The 15946-nt window shown below is 49.3% G+C and carries 12 protein-coding genes; 2 read left to right on the top strand and 10 right to left on the bottom strand.

The features are described from left to right. Nucleotides 1-2 precede the first annotated feature (2 nt). The 5 genes from M2298_RS23660 to M2298_RS23640 all read right to left on the bottom strand — a co-directional run bounded on the left by M2298_RS23660 (nt 3) and on the right by M2298_RS23640 (nt 6686). Nucleotides 3-1037 carry an ABC transporter substrate-binding protein gene (locus tag M2298_RS23660; RefSeq protein ID WP_122966321.1) on the bottom strand — a complete coding sequence of 345 codons (1035 nt, stop codon included), beginning with the start codon at nt 1035-1037 and terminating at the stop codon, nt 3-5. Nucleotides 1038-1141: 104 nt separating this feature from the next. Then, a complete protein-coding gene (locus M2298_RS23655; RefSeq protein WP_481752860.1) occupies nt 1142-2788 on the bottom strand; it encodes a helix-turn-helix domain-containing protein in 1647 nt (548 codons plus the stop codon). A 119-nt stretch (nt 2789-2907) separates the two neighbouring features. Then, nucleotides 2908-4998, bottom strand: a complete 2091-nt coding sequence (gene fhuB / locus M2298_RS23650; protein WP_280649168.1) for a Fe(3+)-hydroxamate ABC transporter permease FhuB — start codon at nt 4996-4998, stop codon at nt 2908-2910. After that, nucleotides 4995-6032, bottom strand: a complete 1038-nt coding sequence (locus M2298_RS23645; RefSeq protein WP_280649167.1) for an ABC transporter substrate-binding protein — start codon at nt 6030-6032, stop codon at nt 4995-4997. Before M2298_RS23645 ends, fhuB begins: the two co-directional genes overlap by 4 nt. 261 nt (nt 6033-6293) lie before the next feature. Beyond that, the gene (locus tag M2298_RS23640) at nt 6294-6686 is read right to left on the bottom strand and encodes a hypothetical protein (RefSeq protein ID WP_122966325.1); all 393 of its coding nucleotides are present in this window, start codon (nt 6684-6686) and stop codon (nt 6294-6296) included. Between the two features lie 87 nt (nt 6687-6773). Here M2298_RS23640 and M2298_RS23635 point away from each other — a divergent pair, with 87 nt between their 5' ends. Beyond that, nucleotides 6774-7241, top strand: coding sequence for a hypothetical protein (locus M2298_RS23635; protein WP_280649166.1), 468 nt, complete (start codon nt 6774-6776; stop codon nt 7239-7241). 211 nt (nt 7242-7452) lie between these two features. Here the strand turns inward: M2298_RS23635 and M2298_RS23630 are convergent, their stop codons facing one another. Both M2298_RS23630 and M2298_RS23625 read right to left on the bottom strand, forming a co-directional pair. Next, nucleotides 7453-9345, bottom strand: a complete 1893-nt coding sequence (locus tag M2298_RS23630) for an FtsX-like permease family protein (protein WP_280649165.1) — start codon at nt 9343-9345, stop codon at nt 7453-7455. 12 nt (nt 9346-9357) lie between these two features. After that, complete coding sequence (locus tag M2298_RS23625) at nt 9358-10125, bottom strand: ABC transporter ATP-binding protein (RefSeq protein ID WP_280649164.1); 768 nt, start codon at nt 10123-10125, stop codon at nt 9358-9360. A 359-nt stretch (nt 10126-10484) separates the two neighbouring features. On the opposite strand from M2298_RS23625, the gene M2298_RS23620 reads away from it, so the two are divergent. Further along, entirely contained in the window at nt 10485-11771 is a 1287-nt protein-coding gene (locus M2298_RS23620; RefSeq protein WP_280649163.1) for a hypothetical protein, read from the top strand. A 92-nt stretch (nt 11772-11863) separates the two neighbouring features. On the opposite strand, the gene M2298_RS23615 is transcribed toward M2298_RS23620, so the two are convergent. From M2298_RS23615 to M2298_RS23605, 3 genes are all read right to left on the bottom strand, one after another. Further along, on the bottom strand, nt 11864-12862 hold the full coding sequence (locus M2298_RS23615; protein WP_371736948.1) for an ABC transporter substrate-binding protein: 999 nt from the start codon (nt 12860-12862) through the stop codon (nt 11864-11866). A gap of 257 nt (nt 12863-13119) precedes the next feature. Next, nucleotides 13120-13797 carry an MBL fold metallo-hydrolase gene (locus M2298_RS23610; RefSeq protein WP_122966371.1) on the bottom strand — a complete coding sequence of 226 codons (678 nt, stop codon included), beginning with the start codon at nt 13795-13797 and terminating at the stop codon, nt 13120-13122. 175 nt (nt 13798-13972) lie between these two features. Beyond that, nucleotides 13973-15739 (bottom strand): amidohydrolase, encoded by a 1767-nt coding sequence (locus M2298_RS23605; protein ID WP_122966372.1) that lies wholly within the window; start codon nt 15737-15739, stop codon nt 13973-13975. Nucleotides 15740-15946: the final 207 nt, after the last annotated feature.

The raw sequence follows: 15946 nt of genomic DNA, 5'->3' as shown, positions 1-15946 counted from the left end.
TATTATTTTACGTCGAGGCGCTTCATGATGTCGTCGAGCAACAAGTTGGCTGCTTTGACGCCGCCTGCTGTGTTCCAGATCGTTTCGCTTACTTGGAATACTTGATTGTTTTTCGCCACGTTCAACGATTTGAATACCGGGCTGTCCATCCATTTTTTCGACATTTCGGTGATCGCTGTGTCGCCTTTCGCTTCCGATACCCAGTAGAACAGGACATCCCCATCCATTACAGACATGCCTTCTTCGGAAACAAATTCCGCGAAGTTGTCTACATTTTGCGAGTCTGGACGCGCTACACCCAACTGGTCGAGCAAAACGCCGCTGAACGTATCTTTTTGATAAATTTGCACGCCTTTTTTCGAGTATTTCACTACAGATACTTTCGTTCCGATCTTGGAACCGAGCTTCTCTTTCGCAGCTGCTACGCGATCGTCGAACTCTTTGAGCACTTTCTCGCCTTCTGCTTGCTTGTTCAATGCTTCTGCATACAGCTTGAAGTTGGTTTTCCATCTGCCGGACAGCTCTTCGGAGAACACGGTTGGCGCAATTTTGGACAGTTGATCGTACACTTTCTCGTGACGAACTTTGTTACCGATGATCAGATCAGGGTTCAGTCCGACGATGGCTTCGAGGTTCGGTTCATTTTCAAAGCCCAAAGCCTCTACTCCTGCCATCTCATCCTTGATGTGATCGTACCAAGGCTCGCCATCCCACGATTGCACAGCAGCAACTGGTTTCACTCCCAGCGCCAGCAAAGCTTCTGTACCTTCGTTGGTCAGGATGACAACGCGTTGCGGTGTCCCTTTGATTTTGGTAGTACCCATGGCGTGCTTGACTTCGCGCTCAGCGTTGGCATCTGCTGCCGGAGCGGTTTGAGCTGGCGCTGTGCTTGTTTCTGTCGTCGCCGCTGGCTGGGTTTGCGTTTGTTGCGCCTGGTTGGCTCCGCCTCCGCAACCTGCCAGAACAACCAACATGCAAAACGCGAACAAGCTGGTCATAATATGGCGCATGGAACGTGCGCTAGTCTGTCTTTTCATAACGAGATATGCCCCCACTTCTATCGTTCACTTGATTGATAACAATTATCAATTGATAGTATATAGAGACTGCTCGCGCTTTTCCATGCACGCCATTGTCCGTTTTATATGGACGGGATTGCCTTCAAAAAATACGACATGCAATTGTGGATCATGTACTCCCTGCCGAGCGGTCCCCACGGGTCCCAATCTCTTGTTTCCGGATAGTAGACCTGTTTCTCGCGCACGGCGCGCAAGCTTCTCCACAACGGATTGTGCCAGAGACGCTCCACGTGTTCTTTTTCGCTCCAGAACAGGATGATTCTCTCCGGGTCCAGCTCAAGCAGCGTCAGCAGGGCATCGGGTTTGTACGAAGCGTGCGTCACGCGAGGATCGGGCTGGAAGCCGAGCTTGTAGTAAAACAGGTCAGTCAACGCATGGCCTTCCGTTCCGTACAGCCGCACCTCGTCTTCCAGCACTCTCACGATCGTCCAATGACCTTTTCGCGTAACCGGGAGCAGCGCGTCTTTTGCCTGTTTTTCCACTTTGTCTACATGGTGGATCACCCGTTCGGCCTGGCTCTCCTTGTTGAAGACGGTCGCAAGCTGAAGCTGGTACTCGTACCATTTCAAATAGCCGTTGAAAATGACTGCCTCGCCCAGCTTCGACCACTGCCGCTGCTCCTTCTCCGCGCCCGTGTCAATCTGCACGATCACATCCGGCGACAAGGACAAAATATCTTGCGGCGTAATGTTCTGCTCCGCATTGAGCGCCTTCGTGCCGCGCAGACGCTGCTGCAAATAAATCGGGAATCCGGTTCTCGTCGAAAAATAATTTGGAAAAGAAGGAGCCGCAATCGGCTGGATGCCAATCGCCAGAAAATGATCCTGCAAAAACAGCTTGCTCGCCACAGCAACTCGCTGTCCTGCCTGCTTCATGTAGATTTGCGGCGACAAGCCTTCGCGCTTTTTGAACAGGCGGCTGAAATACAGCTCATCCGAGAAGCCGACGCTGCGCGCTACATCCTTGACCCGATTGGCGGAGGAAGATTCGCAGAGCATCGCTTTCGCCTCGTCCATTCTCAGCTGCGTCAAATACTCTCCCGGCGTCATTCCCACCGCCCGTTTGAACGCGCGGCAGTACGAGCTTGGCGTAAGACCAGCCAGCTTTGGCAAAGCGCCAAGATCCAGTGCTTCGCGAAAATGCTTTTTCATATAGTCAATCGTCGCGGCAACAGAGGTGTCGCCTCCCTGCTGGCGAGCTTTTTGCTCCTCGCAGGCGGTTGCAAGCAAATCGCAGAACAGCGCCTGCGCACGCAAATACGAGACGCAATCTTCTTCCGCTTCCTGTCCCAGCCGGAACAGCTCCTCCAGCTTCGCCGCGAACGACACTGCCGAAGAGACAGGAAATACTTCCGCTCCTGACCACTGTTCGGCTGGATGCGGCTCTGTGTGCATCTCCGCTTCCTCATCCCTGCCAGTGCTCGTGGCAGCTCCCAGCGCTCCCGTCCGTGCGTACTGCAATCGGTACATGTGAACCGGCCCCGCGTGGAAAACCAGCTCGTCTACGTGCATCGCAGGAGTCAGCATGATGAGCTTGCCTGCTTCCAGCACATGCTTTTTCGCGTTGACGGTAATTTCCCCGCTTCCCTCCGCCACGTAGCACAGGACGTAATCACTCACTCGCAGCTGCTCCAGACAAAACCCTTTTTTCAACCGATGCTTGCGAAAAGCTGTCCATACATATGCATGACAATTCCGGCCATTCCTCATCAGACTCACATCCCTGCTTTCGTCCCAACATCGGTCCTATACAAGAAAAAAGTAGACAAGCATGATTGAAAATCTTTTGCCTGTACTACTTTTTCCCGTTGGATCATGTTGGGTTTCTATTAGCGTATCTTTGCTGCACGAAACATCAAGATGAACAAATACGGCGCTCCCAATAGCGCAACGACGATGCCGGAAGGGATGTCTTTGGGGATCATCACGACTCTCCCCAACAGATCAGATGCAGCCAGCAATACCGCACCCAATAATGCGGAAACGACGACGGCTTTGCGATGGTGGGCACCAACCAAAAGCCGCGCCGCATGAGGGGCGAGCAGGCCGATAAAGCCGACGGCCCCCACGCTGGCGACTGCCGCAGAAGCGAGCAATACCGCAATCGTTGCTACGGCCAGCCTCGTCTGACGCACTTTCAGCCCCAAGCCGACTGAACTCTCGTCGTTAAAAGCGAGCAAATCGACACGTCGTCCCAGCCACCACGCGAGCGGCGTCAGGATGACGATTGCGGGGAGCAGCCGACTGATTTCTGTCCAGCCGCGGCCGTATGTACTGCCTGCCATCCAGGCGAGCGCCGGAGCCGCCAAAAGCTGCGCTTTGACAATCAAAATATTAATGAAGGCCGCGCCAGCAGCGGCTACCGCGATACCTACCAATGTAAGAATAACCGGGTTTAACCCTCTGCGCCACGATACTGCGTACACAATCACTGCGGCGGCGATCCCGCCGAGCATGGCTCCAAGCGGCATCCAGGAAGAAAACTGCGGGAACACAAGTAGCAGCAAAATCGCCCCTACACCCGCACCGCTCGTCACCCCGACGATTTGCGGGTCTGCCAGCGGGTTGCGCACAGCGCTCTGCATGAGACTGCCGCTGATCGCCAAGGCTACGCCCGCAAGCATCGCTGTCAATAACCGCGGCATTCTCAACTCAAACAACAGCTGGCTGTACATCTCGTTGCCTTGCCCCATGAACACGGCGATAATCTCGGACCACGGCAAATACAGATTGCCGATCGCCAAACCGGACATCCAGACGATAGCAAGCAGCACACAGAGCAAAATTACAATTAGCGGATATGGAACAGAGCGCTGCCAGCCACCTACGCTCATGGATGTCTGCGCCCCGGAGCCAGTGCTGCCGCTCAGCTTGCGAGATACTCGCATAGCCAGCCAAATCAGCCACGGCCCGCCAATCGCTGCCGTCACAGCGCCAGCTGGCAATTCCCCATAGGCGTTGATAAAAGTACGCGAGATCGTATCGGAAGCAACGAGAAGCGCTGCCCCCCAAATCGCGCTGATCGGCAACAGCCAAATGTGCCGTGTCAGTCCGCTCAGCCGCACCAAATGCGGAGCTACCAGGCCGATAAAGCCGATCGGCCCGACCACGCTGACGCTGACACACGTAATCAAGATCGCGATGAGCATGGCGAAAAGACGCGTTTTGCCTACTTTTTGCCCAAGCGATTGAGCCGTTTCTTCGTTGAAGCTGAGGACGTCGAGTTGTCTTGCCATCAGACAGCTTAACATAATTCCAAGCATAATCAGCGGCCAGCTGAACTGTACCCCTGACCAGTCGTTTTGCTTCAAAGAGCCTGATCCCCAGATGAAGATGCCTTGTGTCGTTTCTTCATTAAATAAAATGATGGCGCTGGTCAACGATGAAAACACGAGAGTCACGATCATCCCGGATAACGCCACGCGTATCGGTGTTCCTTTTCGCCCGCCCGCCATGTAGTACACAGCGGCGGCAGCCAGTATTCCCCCTGCCATGGCAAAAGGCAACGGATACTGGTGCAAAATCGCGGGCCAGAAAACCAGTCCGCAAACGACAAACATGTAGGCACCCGCATTGACGCCCAAAGTCGTTTCCGAAGCAAGCGAGTTTCGCGTCACGGTTTGCATCATCGCTCCGGCGACCGCCAAAGCTGCGCCTGACAAAAGCCCCATCACCGTTCTGGGCAGTCGTACGCCCTGAATCATCTGATGGTCCGCAATATCCTTGGGAGCAGTGATCGCCTCAATGACGGTGCGCACCGAAATATCCGCCAAGCCTTGCGTCAGGCTGACAAACGTGAGCAGCACCAACAGAACGAGGCCGCCAAGCAGCATCCATAACGGCCTCAAGCCTCCTCTTGAAGAAGAAGGGGCTTGATGGACGCCGCTTTGGGCATAGCTTTCACGCTTGGCGAGACTCATTTCGCCAGCAAATCAGCAGCTTTTTTCGCCATGATCTGTGCGGACAACGGACCGCCGTATGGCCACATGTCTCCGCCCAATGCGTAAATGCGGTTTTCTTTTACAAATTTGAGACCGTTCCAGACGGGATTGTTTTTCAGCTGGTTCTCGATGACGTTATCATCATCTTGAATGATGTGCAGGAAGTTCGCATCCTGGAGCGCAGGCAGAGCCTCGACATCCGTCGTGGTCATTCCGTTCATTTCGAATTTCTTAGCCTTGTAAGCGTTGGTCAGACCGACGCGGTTCAAGATTTGAATCGCTGTGGAGTTGTCTGTGGATAGACGAAATTCTACGGCATTCTGGTTGCTGTAGCCCATCGCCAGTACGATTGGCGTTTTGTCCATGCCTGCTTTGACGATGCGCTCTTTTGCTTCGGCATACGTCTTGTCGAGGTCTTGCAATACTTTTTCTGCTTCGGCGTTTTTGCCCAAAATATCCGCGATTTCTTTGAAAGTGTCGATCATGCGGGTATACTGATCGCCCTGGCCTTCAGCCGGATTGGAATCAAACGCGATCGTCGGAGCGATTTTGCTCAATTCGTCGTAGTTGGCTTCCACATTTCGTTTCATCCCGATGATCAGGTCAGGCTTCGCCAGCATGATCGATTCCAGATTTGGTGCGACGCGGCTGCCGACATCGACTACCTCTGGGGCAATTTCTACAGGGAGTTTCACCCATTTTTTCATATTCGGAATGTCTGCAATCCCTACAGGTTGTACGCCGAGAGCCAGCACGTGCTCAGCGCTGCTCCATTCCAGTGCGACAACGCGTTTAGGAACACCTTTGATTGCTGTTTCTCCCATCAAGTGCTTTACCGTACGTACTTGCTCGGCAGATTTGTCTGCTTCCGGCTGCGGCGTTGCCGCGTTTGGCTGTGCCTGTCCGGAACCGGATTGCGTATTTTGGTTAGCGGCTCCTCCGTTCCCGCACGCTGCCAGCAAAAGCATAGCCGACAAAAAGACGAGCAGGATCGGCAATTTCATGAAACGCATGTAATGACTCCCCCTTTTTCTTTGCAAGCATTCTAAAGATGATTACTGGTGATGGTCATGTCTTCCACTATGCATGATAATGATTATCATTTTCCTTGTCAATATTAGAATATGCAAATAAATCAATAGCCTGAGTCATTTACTACATGAAAAAAAGACACCTGCTCAGTCAAGAGACAAATGCCCTTTTTCTTAGAATTGAAGACACTTTTTTAATGCCTGCATGAAGGTAAGTTGATCCTGATTACTTTGTAAGACCTTTTATTCTTCGACAACTTTTCTAATAAGTACCTTCCATTCGCCATTAATTTTTTTGACTTTCATGGTTTTCTTTTGCTCAACATTTTTATAGTTCATAACGAATTGAATTTCTGCTAGATCCTTATTTTTATAATTTACTTCCTTTATGTGATAGTCAATTAAGCCCCCGCTTTTTACTGAATCGATAAACTTCTCCCTGTCAGGATATTGTCCAGGATTGCTTTGATCAATTAAATCATACGCACTTTCTGCTTGTCCTGTTCGAACCATTTCCAGGTACTTATCAAGTGTTCCTTCTGCTGTAGCATGCCATCCAAAGTATTGAAAATAAATAAATGCTGCGAAAATGATTGCAACAATGAGTGTTACATATTTAAGAATTTTTTGTTTCAACACAAAAACCACCTTCCATTTTTATCCTTAAATGTGTTATAAATAGATTGTAGCATAATTTCATAAAATTAGGAGGATTTTGATATTATGCAGTTTAGTCATAAACTAAAAACTTTACTTTTAACATCTTTAGCTATACTTACACTTGCAACTCCTATGGCTTTAGCCAAGCCTGGGGATGTTATCAAAACACCCGAGTCAGGAAATGCTAAAGTCCATGAGTCAACGATTACCCCACTGATGGAGGAAAAACTATTATTTAGTGCTGATTTCGATGTGACCACGCACTATCAAATTAAAAAAAGTTTCAGTATTCCCACAGGTAAGTATGGACTTAAGATCGCATCTACCGCAAAAACCAGAGGTCTAGGCTCTAGCTATGACATTGTTCTTGAAGAAGAACAGGCGTGGGCAGATGGTTGGGCCGAAGTTGAAACAAATACGTTCAAATCAGGTACTTCAACTAAAACCTATTATGACGCTGGGCAAGGTCATACTTATCGATTGAGGGTTGTGGGAAATGTCTCAGGTACGTTGTTTACATACGCGTTTTAATAATCCTACCTTGTCAGGGAGAGGTAGACTATGATAAAGCGCTTCGTTAAACTTGAGACCACTAAAAAAGTCATTTAACCAAAGAAGGTACTGACACCCAAAATGAGATGGGGAGCAGTACCTTCTTTGGTGTATCACGAAAGTATCTAGGCAATAAAAGTAACGTCCATTGTTACTGTCTCCAAACAAGGAGGGAGGATTTTTCCGGATTTTACGCTTCTTTCGGCAACACAATTCCCCGGTAAAGGCGAACCGTAATCAAATAGTACAACGCGTAGATCACAACGAAGATAGATGTCGGAATCCAGATGTTTTTATACGGCTCAAGCAAAATGATCGAAAACATCTCCATCCCGATCAGCACATGCAGCAAACCGATGACAGCCGGGAAGATGAACACGATGAACAGCTCTTTGTAAATGGAGCCGACGAGCATTTCCTTGCGAACGCCGATCTTCCGCAGCATGCTGTAGCGGTCTTTGTCACGAGTCGCCCCGGACAAAATCTTGAACATCAGGCAGCTTGCCATCATCGACAAGAAGGCTACGCCGAGGAAGAAGCCCATGAACAGCGTTCCGCTTGTGAATGCATACGCTTGCTCATAGACGCTGTATTTAGTCTCAAGCGAAAATTCCTCGTCCTTGTCTGCATCCTTGTCCATATACTCAGGCTTGAGCAGTTCCTTTTGCCGGGCATCCATGGCCTTCAGTTGCTCTTTGTACTTGACAAATTCGTCCAGCTTCACCAAAACAACTTTGTGCTCGCTGCCCTTGACTTGGTTATAAATCGAAGGGTCTACAACTTGCACATCGTGCGACCTTTCCATTTTATAGCTGCTCATAAATTCTCGCGAGATTGCCTGGCTCCACTCTTCTGGAAGCTCTTTAGGCTGTTGCTTGTCGTCCTCATCGCGGTACATGATATATGCTTTTTCCGTCAAAGGCTGACTTGCCCGTTTCAAGCTATTTTCCGGCGAGTAGCTCTCCATCGTGTTGGCAGAAATCAGCGGAGGGTGCTCCAGCAAATCATCCTTGAGGTAATAGATGGTTTTTCCGTCTTTTTTGTAGCGGTACTCGTTTTGCTCCAGGACTTGCATGGTAGCAAGCGCCTGAAAATCTTCATGGCCCGGGTCTTGCAGTGTAACGTCGTAGCCGCGTCCGATGCTGGCAACCAGCTCTACGTTTTGCTGGAAAGCCATACCGCCCGCCATCGCTCCGACCCCGAGTGCGATCAGCATGGCGACCGTACCCAAAATTTTCGTCAAATTGTTCACGCGAAAACGCAGTTGGGCAAACGTGAAAGCATTCAACTGACGGTCGTTCAGCTTTTTGTTGTTTTTCAAAATTTGCACGAATACCGGAAGCAACGAGATGAAGACGAGATAAGTTCCAATCGTCGTCACGACCGCCCCGACAATGAAGCCTGGAGCGACATAATCTCTGAGATGCGTCAGCAAATAGTAGCCGAAAGTGACCAGCAAAATGCCGAGGATCGCAACTACAATCGTCCCGATGCCTTTTGCCTTGACCTGGTCGTTTTGCTGATCGGCGCGAATCAAGTCCAGCTCGGTCGCCCGCGCCAGCCGAATGGCGTTGATCGTCGAGGTGAGCAGAAACAGCACGAGGAAAAAGCCCCATGTCATCAGCAAAGACGGTACGTAAAATGGAAAGTACCCTTCTGTGGAAATATCGAGCAAGCTCATCAGCAATTGCCCGATTCCGCTGGACAGCGCGATGCCGACGAGGCTGCCGATCACCAGGGAGACTATGCCCATCAGCAATGTTTCTCCAAACAACATCTGGCTGATCTTGGCTTTTTTCGCCCCGAGCACCATGTACATCCCCAGTTCTTTACGCCTTAGCGCAAGCAAAAACGAGTTCGCGTAAAAGATGTAGAAGATCGTAATGAACGCCAACAGAAAGGCCCCTACATTGAAAACGATGCCGATAGAGCGGATCATCGAGTTCGCTTTCACATAATCGGAGTTCATGGCTAGCGTCTGAAACATGTAAAAAATCGAGATGGAAACGACCAGACCTACCAGGAGCACCAGGTAGTCTTTCATCATTTTCCGCATACTGGATAACGATAACTTCAACAACATGGATGTTCCCTCCTAGCGCACATCATGAGATGCACCCAGCTCGGCCAGTACATCCAAAATTTGTTTAAAAAATTGCTGACGGTCCCCTGTGCGATGAATCTCGGTGTACAAGCTGCCATCCTGGATGAAGAGGATGCGTTTGCAGTAACTGGCACTGAAAGCATCGTGTGTGACCATCATGATCGATACTTGGTGTTTTTCATTCAGATCGGTCATCGTCTCCAGCAGGCTTTTGGCGTTTTTGGAGTCAAGGGCACCTGTCGGCTCGTCGGCAAGCAAAATCGCAGGCTCATGCACGAGCGCGCGGGCAGCGGCAGCACGCTGTTTTTGGCCTCCAGAGATTTGCACCGGGTACTTTTGCAAAATTTCGCTGATACCCAGCGTTTGAGCCACTTTGTCTACTTTTGCGCGGATTTCTTTAGATGCCACTCCTTGCAGCGATAGCGGCAATGCAATATTTTCGTATACACTCAAATTTTCCAGCAGGTTGAAATCCTGAAAAATGAACCCGAGCTTCTGCGAGCGAAAATCGGCAAGCTGGTTTTGTTTCATTTGTGTAATGTTGGTTCCGGCGATCTGGATAAAACCTGACGATGGCCGATCAAGCGTGGAGATCACGTTCAGGAGCGTCGTTTTTCCCGATCCGGACGGCCCCATGATTCCTACAAATTCTCCCTTTTCTATCGTCAGCGATACTCCTTTTAGCGCATGCGATTGACTCTCGCCTTTTGATCCGTATACTTTTTCAACGTCTTTGACTTCCAATACAGCTGCACTCACGCGTTGTTCCTCCATTCGTTTTTCCGCGCCAAGCGGTCTTCCGTGTTGCTCTTCCCTATTAACTGTAACCAGTTTCCAGTTTGAGAGCTATTGAACTACCTTACAGTTTGCTTTCGTTTTTGTAAGGTGGGGGGAAATCGCCAAGGCACACGGTATAATCTGAATGCCTTTTTCTGTGAAAGACGTCTCGCCGTTTTTCATGAAATGGGATGTGACTGCTTGCGGTCAGCAAAGCTGTCATGACCATTTTGTGAAACAATGAAAGTGAATGCCATATAGATGTTAGAAAAACATTTACCAATAATTGACATACACAACGATCGAATGTTATTTTTTTACAAAAGGGGAGGGGAGACTCGATGAAAAGAAGGAACATACTAAAATTTTCGACATGCATTGTTCTACTCCTGACTTTAGTTGCAGGGAGCTTTGGTATCGAAGCTCAAGAAGTAGATATTACTACCTCGAAGATAAGGCAAGGCCCTTTTAAAATTGGTGTAATCGGCTATAAAGAAAAAAGTGCTGTAGGCAGAACAATCGAAGAAGCTATCAATGAACAGAAGGGGCTTGTTACAGAAGAGGAATCCATACAAATATTAGAAGAGGATATTCAAGAAATTCCAGATGATATCGATGCACTTTGGATATCTGAATCGAATATAGCGGACACGAAGGTAAAAAACCTGTATATACAGGCTAAAAAAGAAAGCAAACCTTTTTATGTTTTTGGCGAAAAACTAGATGCGGAGGACATCACCAATCATTTTGAACCGGATTTTGGTTTTACCCCTGAGTACCCTAAAAACTCAACATACTCACTTGATATGTTTGGCTATAAATTTGAAAATAACCAAGTCAAACTGTCAGCAGTTATCTCGCTTAATAGAGGAAATCAAGATTATCATTTGGAAGATCTCGTAGATATTACGAAGAGATACAATATCAAAATCAACAAGAGCACTAAATCTCAGTTCGGTTTTCTAAGTCCAAATATAGCCAAGGCTGCTGGAATAGATGTGAGTCTGCCAGATTCATTTTCAAATATATACACTTGGGAAACTGAAATTAATAACTTTATTGATATTAATTCAACCCAACAGAGACTAGCAAAGTCATATCATGTGTGGGAAGTTTATAAAGATGAAACTCCTGATAACCCGGATACAAAAAGCTATGTCTATTTTCGTGCTGACCAACCGCTTAGTGAGATTGAAGTTTTTGAATCAAGGGAATTTGTGGACAGACTTGACGCAGACAAATCAAGTAATATCATTACAAAAGGATGGCTGCCCGATGATTCCAGTATTTCCGGTAGTGTAGATTTTGATCTTACATGGCCGCCTGGAGCGAGTGTATCCTGGGATACATCTGGAGACATAGAAATTTTCGATTCAAATGGAAGCCTTTCCGGTGATTGGCACGAATTTAAGGTAGAAGATAATGAATACTTTGATGATGTTCTACGAGAATCTGACGTTTGGGTCTCTTCACAATCGTACACGATTAGCCAGAATGCAAAGGGACACAAAATAGGTCATGACTTCGAGGCAACAATTGATGGTCATTCTGGTCGGGCGGAGCCGACTGAGGTTGATAACTGGGACACTTCCGGCAACTTGTACTTTTATTGGGTTGTAAGAAGGTAAAATCTTTTACACTCTCCGGCAGAGTGAAAAACAAAAAGCCAAAAGCACCTATAGCTACAGATGACTTTTTGGCTTCTTGATTCACTTGTCTCTTATTTCTTGCTTTTGTTCTCCTGCTCCCTTTTCACGATCATGTCGACGAACAGGTCGATTTGCGCCTTGATCGCGATTGGGTCGTAGCGATAGAAAGTATCGAAATCGTTGTAGAAAATCCGGTTGTTTTTCGCTGCCGGAACGGCTTTCCAGACAGCCGAGTTTTGCAAGTTTTTCAGCGCCTCGCTATTTTTCTCCGGGTCGTAGAAAGTCAGGAACATGTAATCAGCCGCGTACTCTGGCAGTGTCTCCATGGACAACTGGAGAGTCTGGTTTTTAGTGGTGTCCGGGTGCGGCATTTTCAGCTTCAATGCGTTATAGACCGCTTGTCCGCCACGTCCGGCGTTGTCGCCAAATACCCACAAGTCGCCTTTGTTGGTCAGCTCGTACAGACCGACAGTGGCGTTCTCATCCACGATGCCCTTGATCTTCTCACGGCCTTCGGCAGCCTTTTTGTCAAAGTCGGCAATGAACGCCTCTGCCTTTTCCTTTTCACCCACGAGGTCGCCAAACAGCTTCACTGTGTCGTAAATGTTCGTCGTCGTGCCGTAAGGGAGAAAAACGGTCGGCGCGATTTTGGACAGGGCTTCGTAGTTGTCGTCATACATGACGACGATCAGGTCAGGTTGCAGTTCCAAAGCTTTTTCCGGGTTGACCCGCTCGCCTACATCCTGGGCACTTTTCAACTGCTCGATGATGAACGGGTTCTTGAACGCCATCGTTTCCGCTCCGATGACGTTTCCGCCTACTGCCAGCAGTTCGCCTGCATAGTAGTCCGTTACGATTCGTTGCGGCTTTTCAGGAATCTGGATAGCTCCTTTGGATGTACCAAAGCTGCGCGTTTTTTTCTCTGCCGCTTTGTCCGCAGCTTGCTCTCCTGCGGGTTGATTGGCAGCCCCGCTGTTGTTCGAGCTGCCAGTTCCTCCGCATGCTGTCAGCAGCAGCGAGAGCATGAAAACCATGGAGAGGACGGCAATGACCATGTTGTTTTTTCTCACGATGAAACCTCCATTATGTAAGAATAAGCTCGATATTCTGGTATTGATTCTCATTATCACCAAAAATCATAGCAAGTGTAACTTTGACTGTCAATCGTTGCGTACGCCCAACACAAAACAACAACGCACAGGTTCGCCCCATGCGTTGTTTGTTAAGCTTTGCTCAGCAGCTTTCCAATAGAATCAGAATCAGAACCGACAAACAACTCCTTCAAAAACCAGCCGTCACAAGCAGGGACGGGGCCTGCCAGTTCCATTCATGCCGAAGTCGTTTCGGCCAGCTCGGCAAGCCTTCCTTTTATATCTTTCGTACAGACGCCGCCATGATAGGCAATTACGCTCCCGATATCCAGCTTGGCAAGCTTCGCGATTGATTGCACCGCGGCTGCCCGGTCCGGGGTAAAATCCGGATTGAATGACAGGAGGACGCCATCCTCTGCTGTCAAAGCATCGCCTGAAATCAGCGTTTTGCTCGGGATGTGGTACAAAGAAATGTGGTCCGGGGAGTGGCCAGGTGTGTAAATCACTTGAATCCCGCCTGCATACGGAAGAATATCTCCATCATGAAGAGCTTGATCCACTTTTACCGGAGTAGCAAAAGCACCGCTTTTCAACAGAGCAGTTTCCCCTGCCAGATAAGGAATCGCCACTTCATGGGCAAGCACCTGGATTCTTCCCTCGCCGTATGAGACAAGCTCGGACAGACTGCCGATATGGTCGCGATCCTGGTGGGTAATGATGATCTTCGTCAGCTTTTCCAGAGGGATATCTGCCTTGGCGAGCGTGTCCCGAATGAGCGGCAGCTGACCTGCAAGCCCTGTATCTATGAGCACCACTTCTTGCTCATCCCACAACACAGCCGTGTGGACGACGAATGGGCTTCCTCCTGCATCCATCTCCAGTTTGATTGTTTGTATTCCTTCGCGTGCAGCCACATCAAACACCTCCCGCATCTAGTCAAATGGAAAAATCTCCTCTTTTATGTTCCCTGACCGCCAGCAAGAATCCTTTTGGCCGCGAGAGTCGGGACGGACATGCTACTTGCATCGGGCGTCAACTGACTAAAAGAAAAATGACCGTCGCTTCATGGACGGCCATTTCTTTTCCTTATTATTTCCCTGCCTTTTGGCTGTACACTTCTTTTCCTTCTACTAACGTCAAAATGACCTTCGCATTCTTGATTTCAGTGGCCGGAATTTCGAACAAGTTTTTGTCCAGAACGATGAGGTCGGCTTTTTTGCCCACTTCGAGCGAGCCTGTAATGTCGTCTACGTGGTTGGCGTAAGCCCCGTCAATCGTAAAGCTGGCGATCATGTCAGGCAAAGTGGCGCGTTCATTCGGGTTGGCGATTTTCGCCGGGTCTGTCACGCCGTCTTCGATCCGGGTGATGCCTTGCTGGATGCCGTGAAGCGGGTTGAACTCCGGCGTCACGATATAGTCGGAAGAAGAAGCGATATGCACGCCTTGATTCAGGAAGCTTTTCATCGGGTATTCTTGCTCTGCGCGCTCATGACCGAGGTATGGCACTTCGATCTCATCGTAGTAGCCTTCCTCTTGCATGAACCAGAACGGTTGAACGATGCCGACAGCACCGAGCTTTTTAAAGCGGGCGATATCATCGCTGTTGACGAGCTGCAAATGAACGAGAGAGTGGCGAGCATCGTGCTTGCCGTTTTGTTTTTCGGCATATTCCATGCCATCGAGCGCGACCCGTGTGGAAGCATCACCAATCGAGTGCACATGCAATTGGAAGCCTGCCTTGTCGACAGCCGCTGCCGTTTTGTTGTAGACGTCCGGCTTCCAGATCAGTTCGCCGTTTGTATGTTTATGCTCATACGGCTTTTCCAGATAGGCCGTAGCACCTTCGACAACGCCGTCCATAAAGATTTTGACCGCGTTCACCTGGAACAACGAGTTTTGATTGCGTTCACGGATTTTGACAAACTCGGCAATCTGCTCCGGCCCTTTGTCCGGGTTAGCCGTGATCGCATTGCGGAAACGGATGGTCAGCTTGTTTTCGCGGGACAGTTCCTCGTATGCTTCCAGCACGTTTGGATAGCGCAGCATGTCCGGGTCGCGAACCGTTGTAACTCCGCGTTCAACCGCTTTGTGCTGATATTCCTCGATCCCTGCTTTGTACTGCTGCACGGTGTAGCCGCCGATTTTGGACAGGACCAAATCCATTGCTTTTTCGCGCAGTGTCCCGGATGGCTCGCCCGTTTTCGGGTCGCGCTCGATGATGCCGCCTTCCGGATTTTTCGTTTCTTTTGTAATGCCAGCAAGCTTCAGCGCAGCCGTATTGACCCACAACGAGTGTCCGTCATCGGAAGTCAAGGCAATCGGAATCGCAGGGACGATCGCATCCAGCACTTCTTTGCGCGGCCCGATGCCAGGTGCTACCGGATTGCTCCAGCCACGGCCCTGGAAAGCGACTTCTTTCGGATGCGCTTTGGCAAACTCGGAAATCACTTGGGTGTATTCCTCCATCGTGCCTGCGTCAAACAGGTCGATGGAATAGATCAGTCCTGTTGTCTTGCTCGCATGGGTATGGCTATCGATGAAGCCTGGCAGCACCATTTGCCCTTTCAAATCGGTCACTTTCGTCGTTTTTCCGATGTACGCCTTGGCGCCTTCGTTCGTGCCGACATAGACGATCTCGTTTCCACGAATGGCGACAGCCTCTGCCCAGTTTCTGTTTCTGTCTACCGTATATACGGCACCGCCCGACAGGACGACATCCGCTGGCTGTACCGCCGCTTTTTGCACAGGAGCACCCGCTTGTCCGGCTCCCTGGCTTGTCCCTTGGGCAGCAAAAGCAGGCAGTGGCAACATCAATGCCGTTGCCAGCAATGCGCTGGTCCATTTTTTTGCAAACAACACAATCCCCACCTATCTCTTTATCTTTGGTAAAAAACACGACAAACCTGATTGTAGCATCGCAACTCAGAAAATTCCATGAAATCCCTTGTGAAAACTCGTATTTTTCCCCGATTTTTGCCGAAATTGCTCGACTTTCATCGAAATCGCTCGCCAATTGGAAAAAGGTTGCTTTGACATCGCACGAAGGAACATTTACACTAATTA

It is taken from the genome of Brevibacillus sp. 1238, assembly GCF_029892995.1.
Taxonomy (GTDB): Bacteria; Bacillota; Bacilli; order Brevibacillales; family Brevibacillaceae; genus Brevibacillus; species Brevibacillus parabrevis.
Note: the sequence above shows the minus strand (reverse complement) of the source record. Positions and strands in the feature narration are given on the sequence as shown.

Excerpts from the sequence above, each read along its gene's own strand:
- M2298_RS23635 (WP_280649166.1), top strand. The coding sequence starts at position 6,774 with ATGCAGTTTAGTCATAAACTAAAAACTTTACTTTTAACATCTTTAGCT.
- M2298_RS23655 (WP_481752860.1), bottom strand. The coding sequence starts at position 2,788 with ATGAGGAATGGCCGGAATTGTCATGCATATGTATGGACAGCTTTTCGC.
- M2298_RS23660 (WP_122966321.1), bottom strand. The coding sequence starts at position 1,037 with ATGAAAAGACAGACTAGCGCACGTTCCATGCGCCATATTATGACCAGC.
- M2298_RS23620 (WP_280649163.1), top strand. The coding sequence starts at position 10,485 with ATGAAAAGAAGGAACATACTAAAATTTTCGACATGCATTGTTCTACTC.
- M2298_RS23630 (WP_280649165.1), bottom strand. The coding sequence starts at position 9,345 with ATGTTGTTGAAGTTATCGTTATCCAGTATGCGGAAAATGATGAAAGAC.
- M2298_RS23645 (WP_280649167.1), bottom strand. The coding sequence starts at position 6,032 with ATGCGTTTCATGAAATTGCCGATCCTGCTCGTCTTTTTGTCGGCTATG.
- fhuB (WP_280649168.1), bottom strand. The coding sequence starts at position 4,998 with ATGAGTCTCGCCAAGCGTGAAAGCTATGCCCAAAGCGGCGTCCATCAA.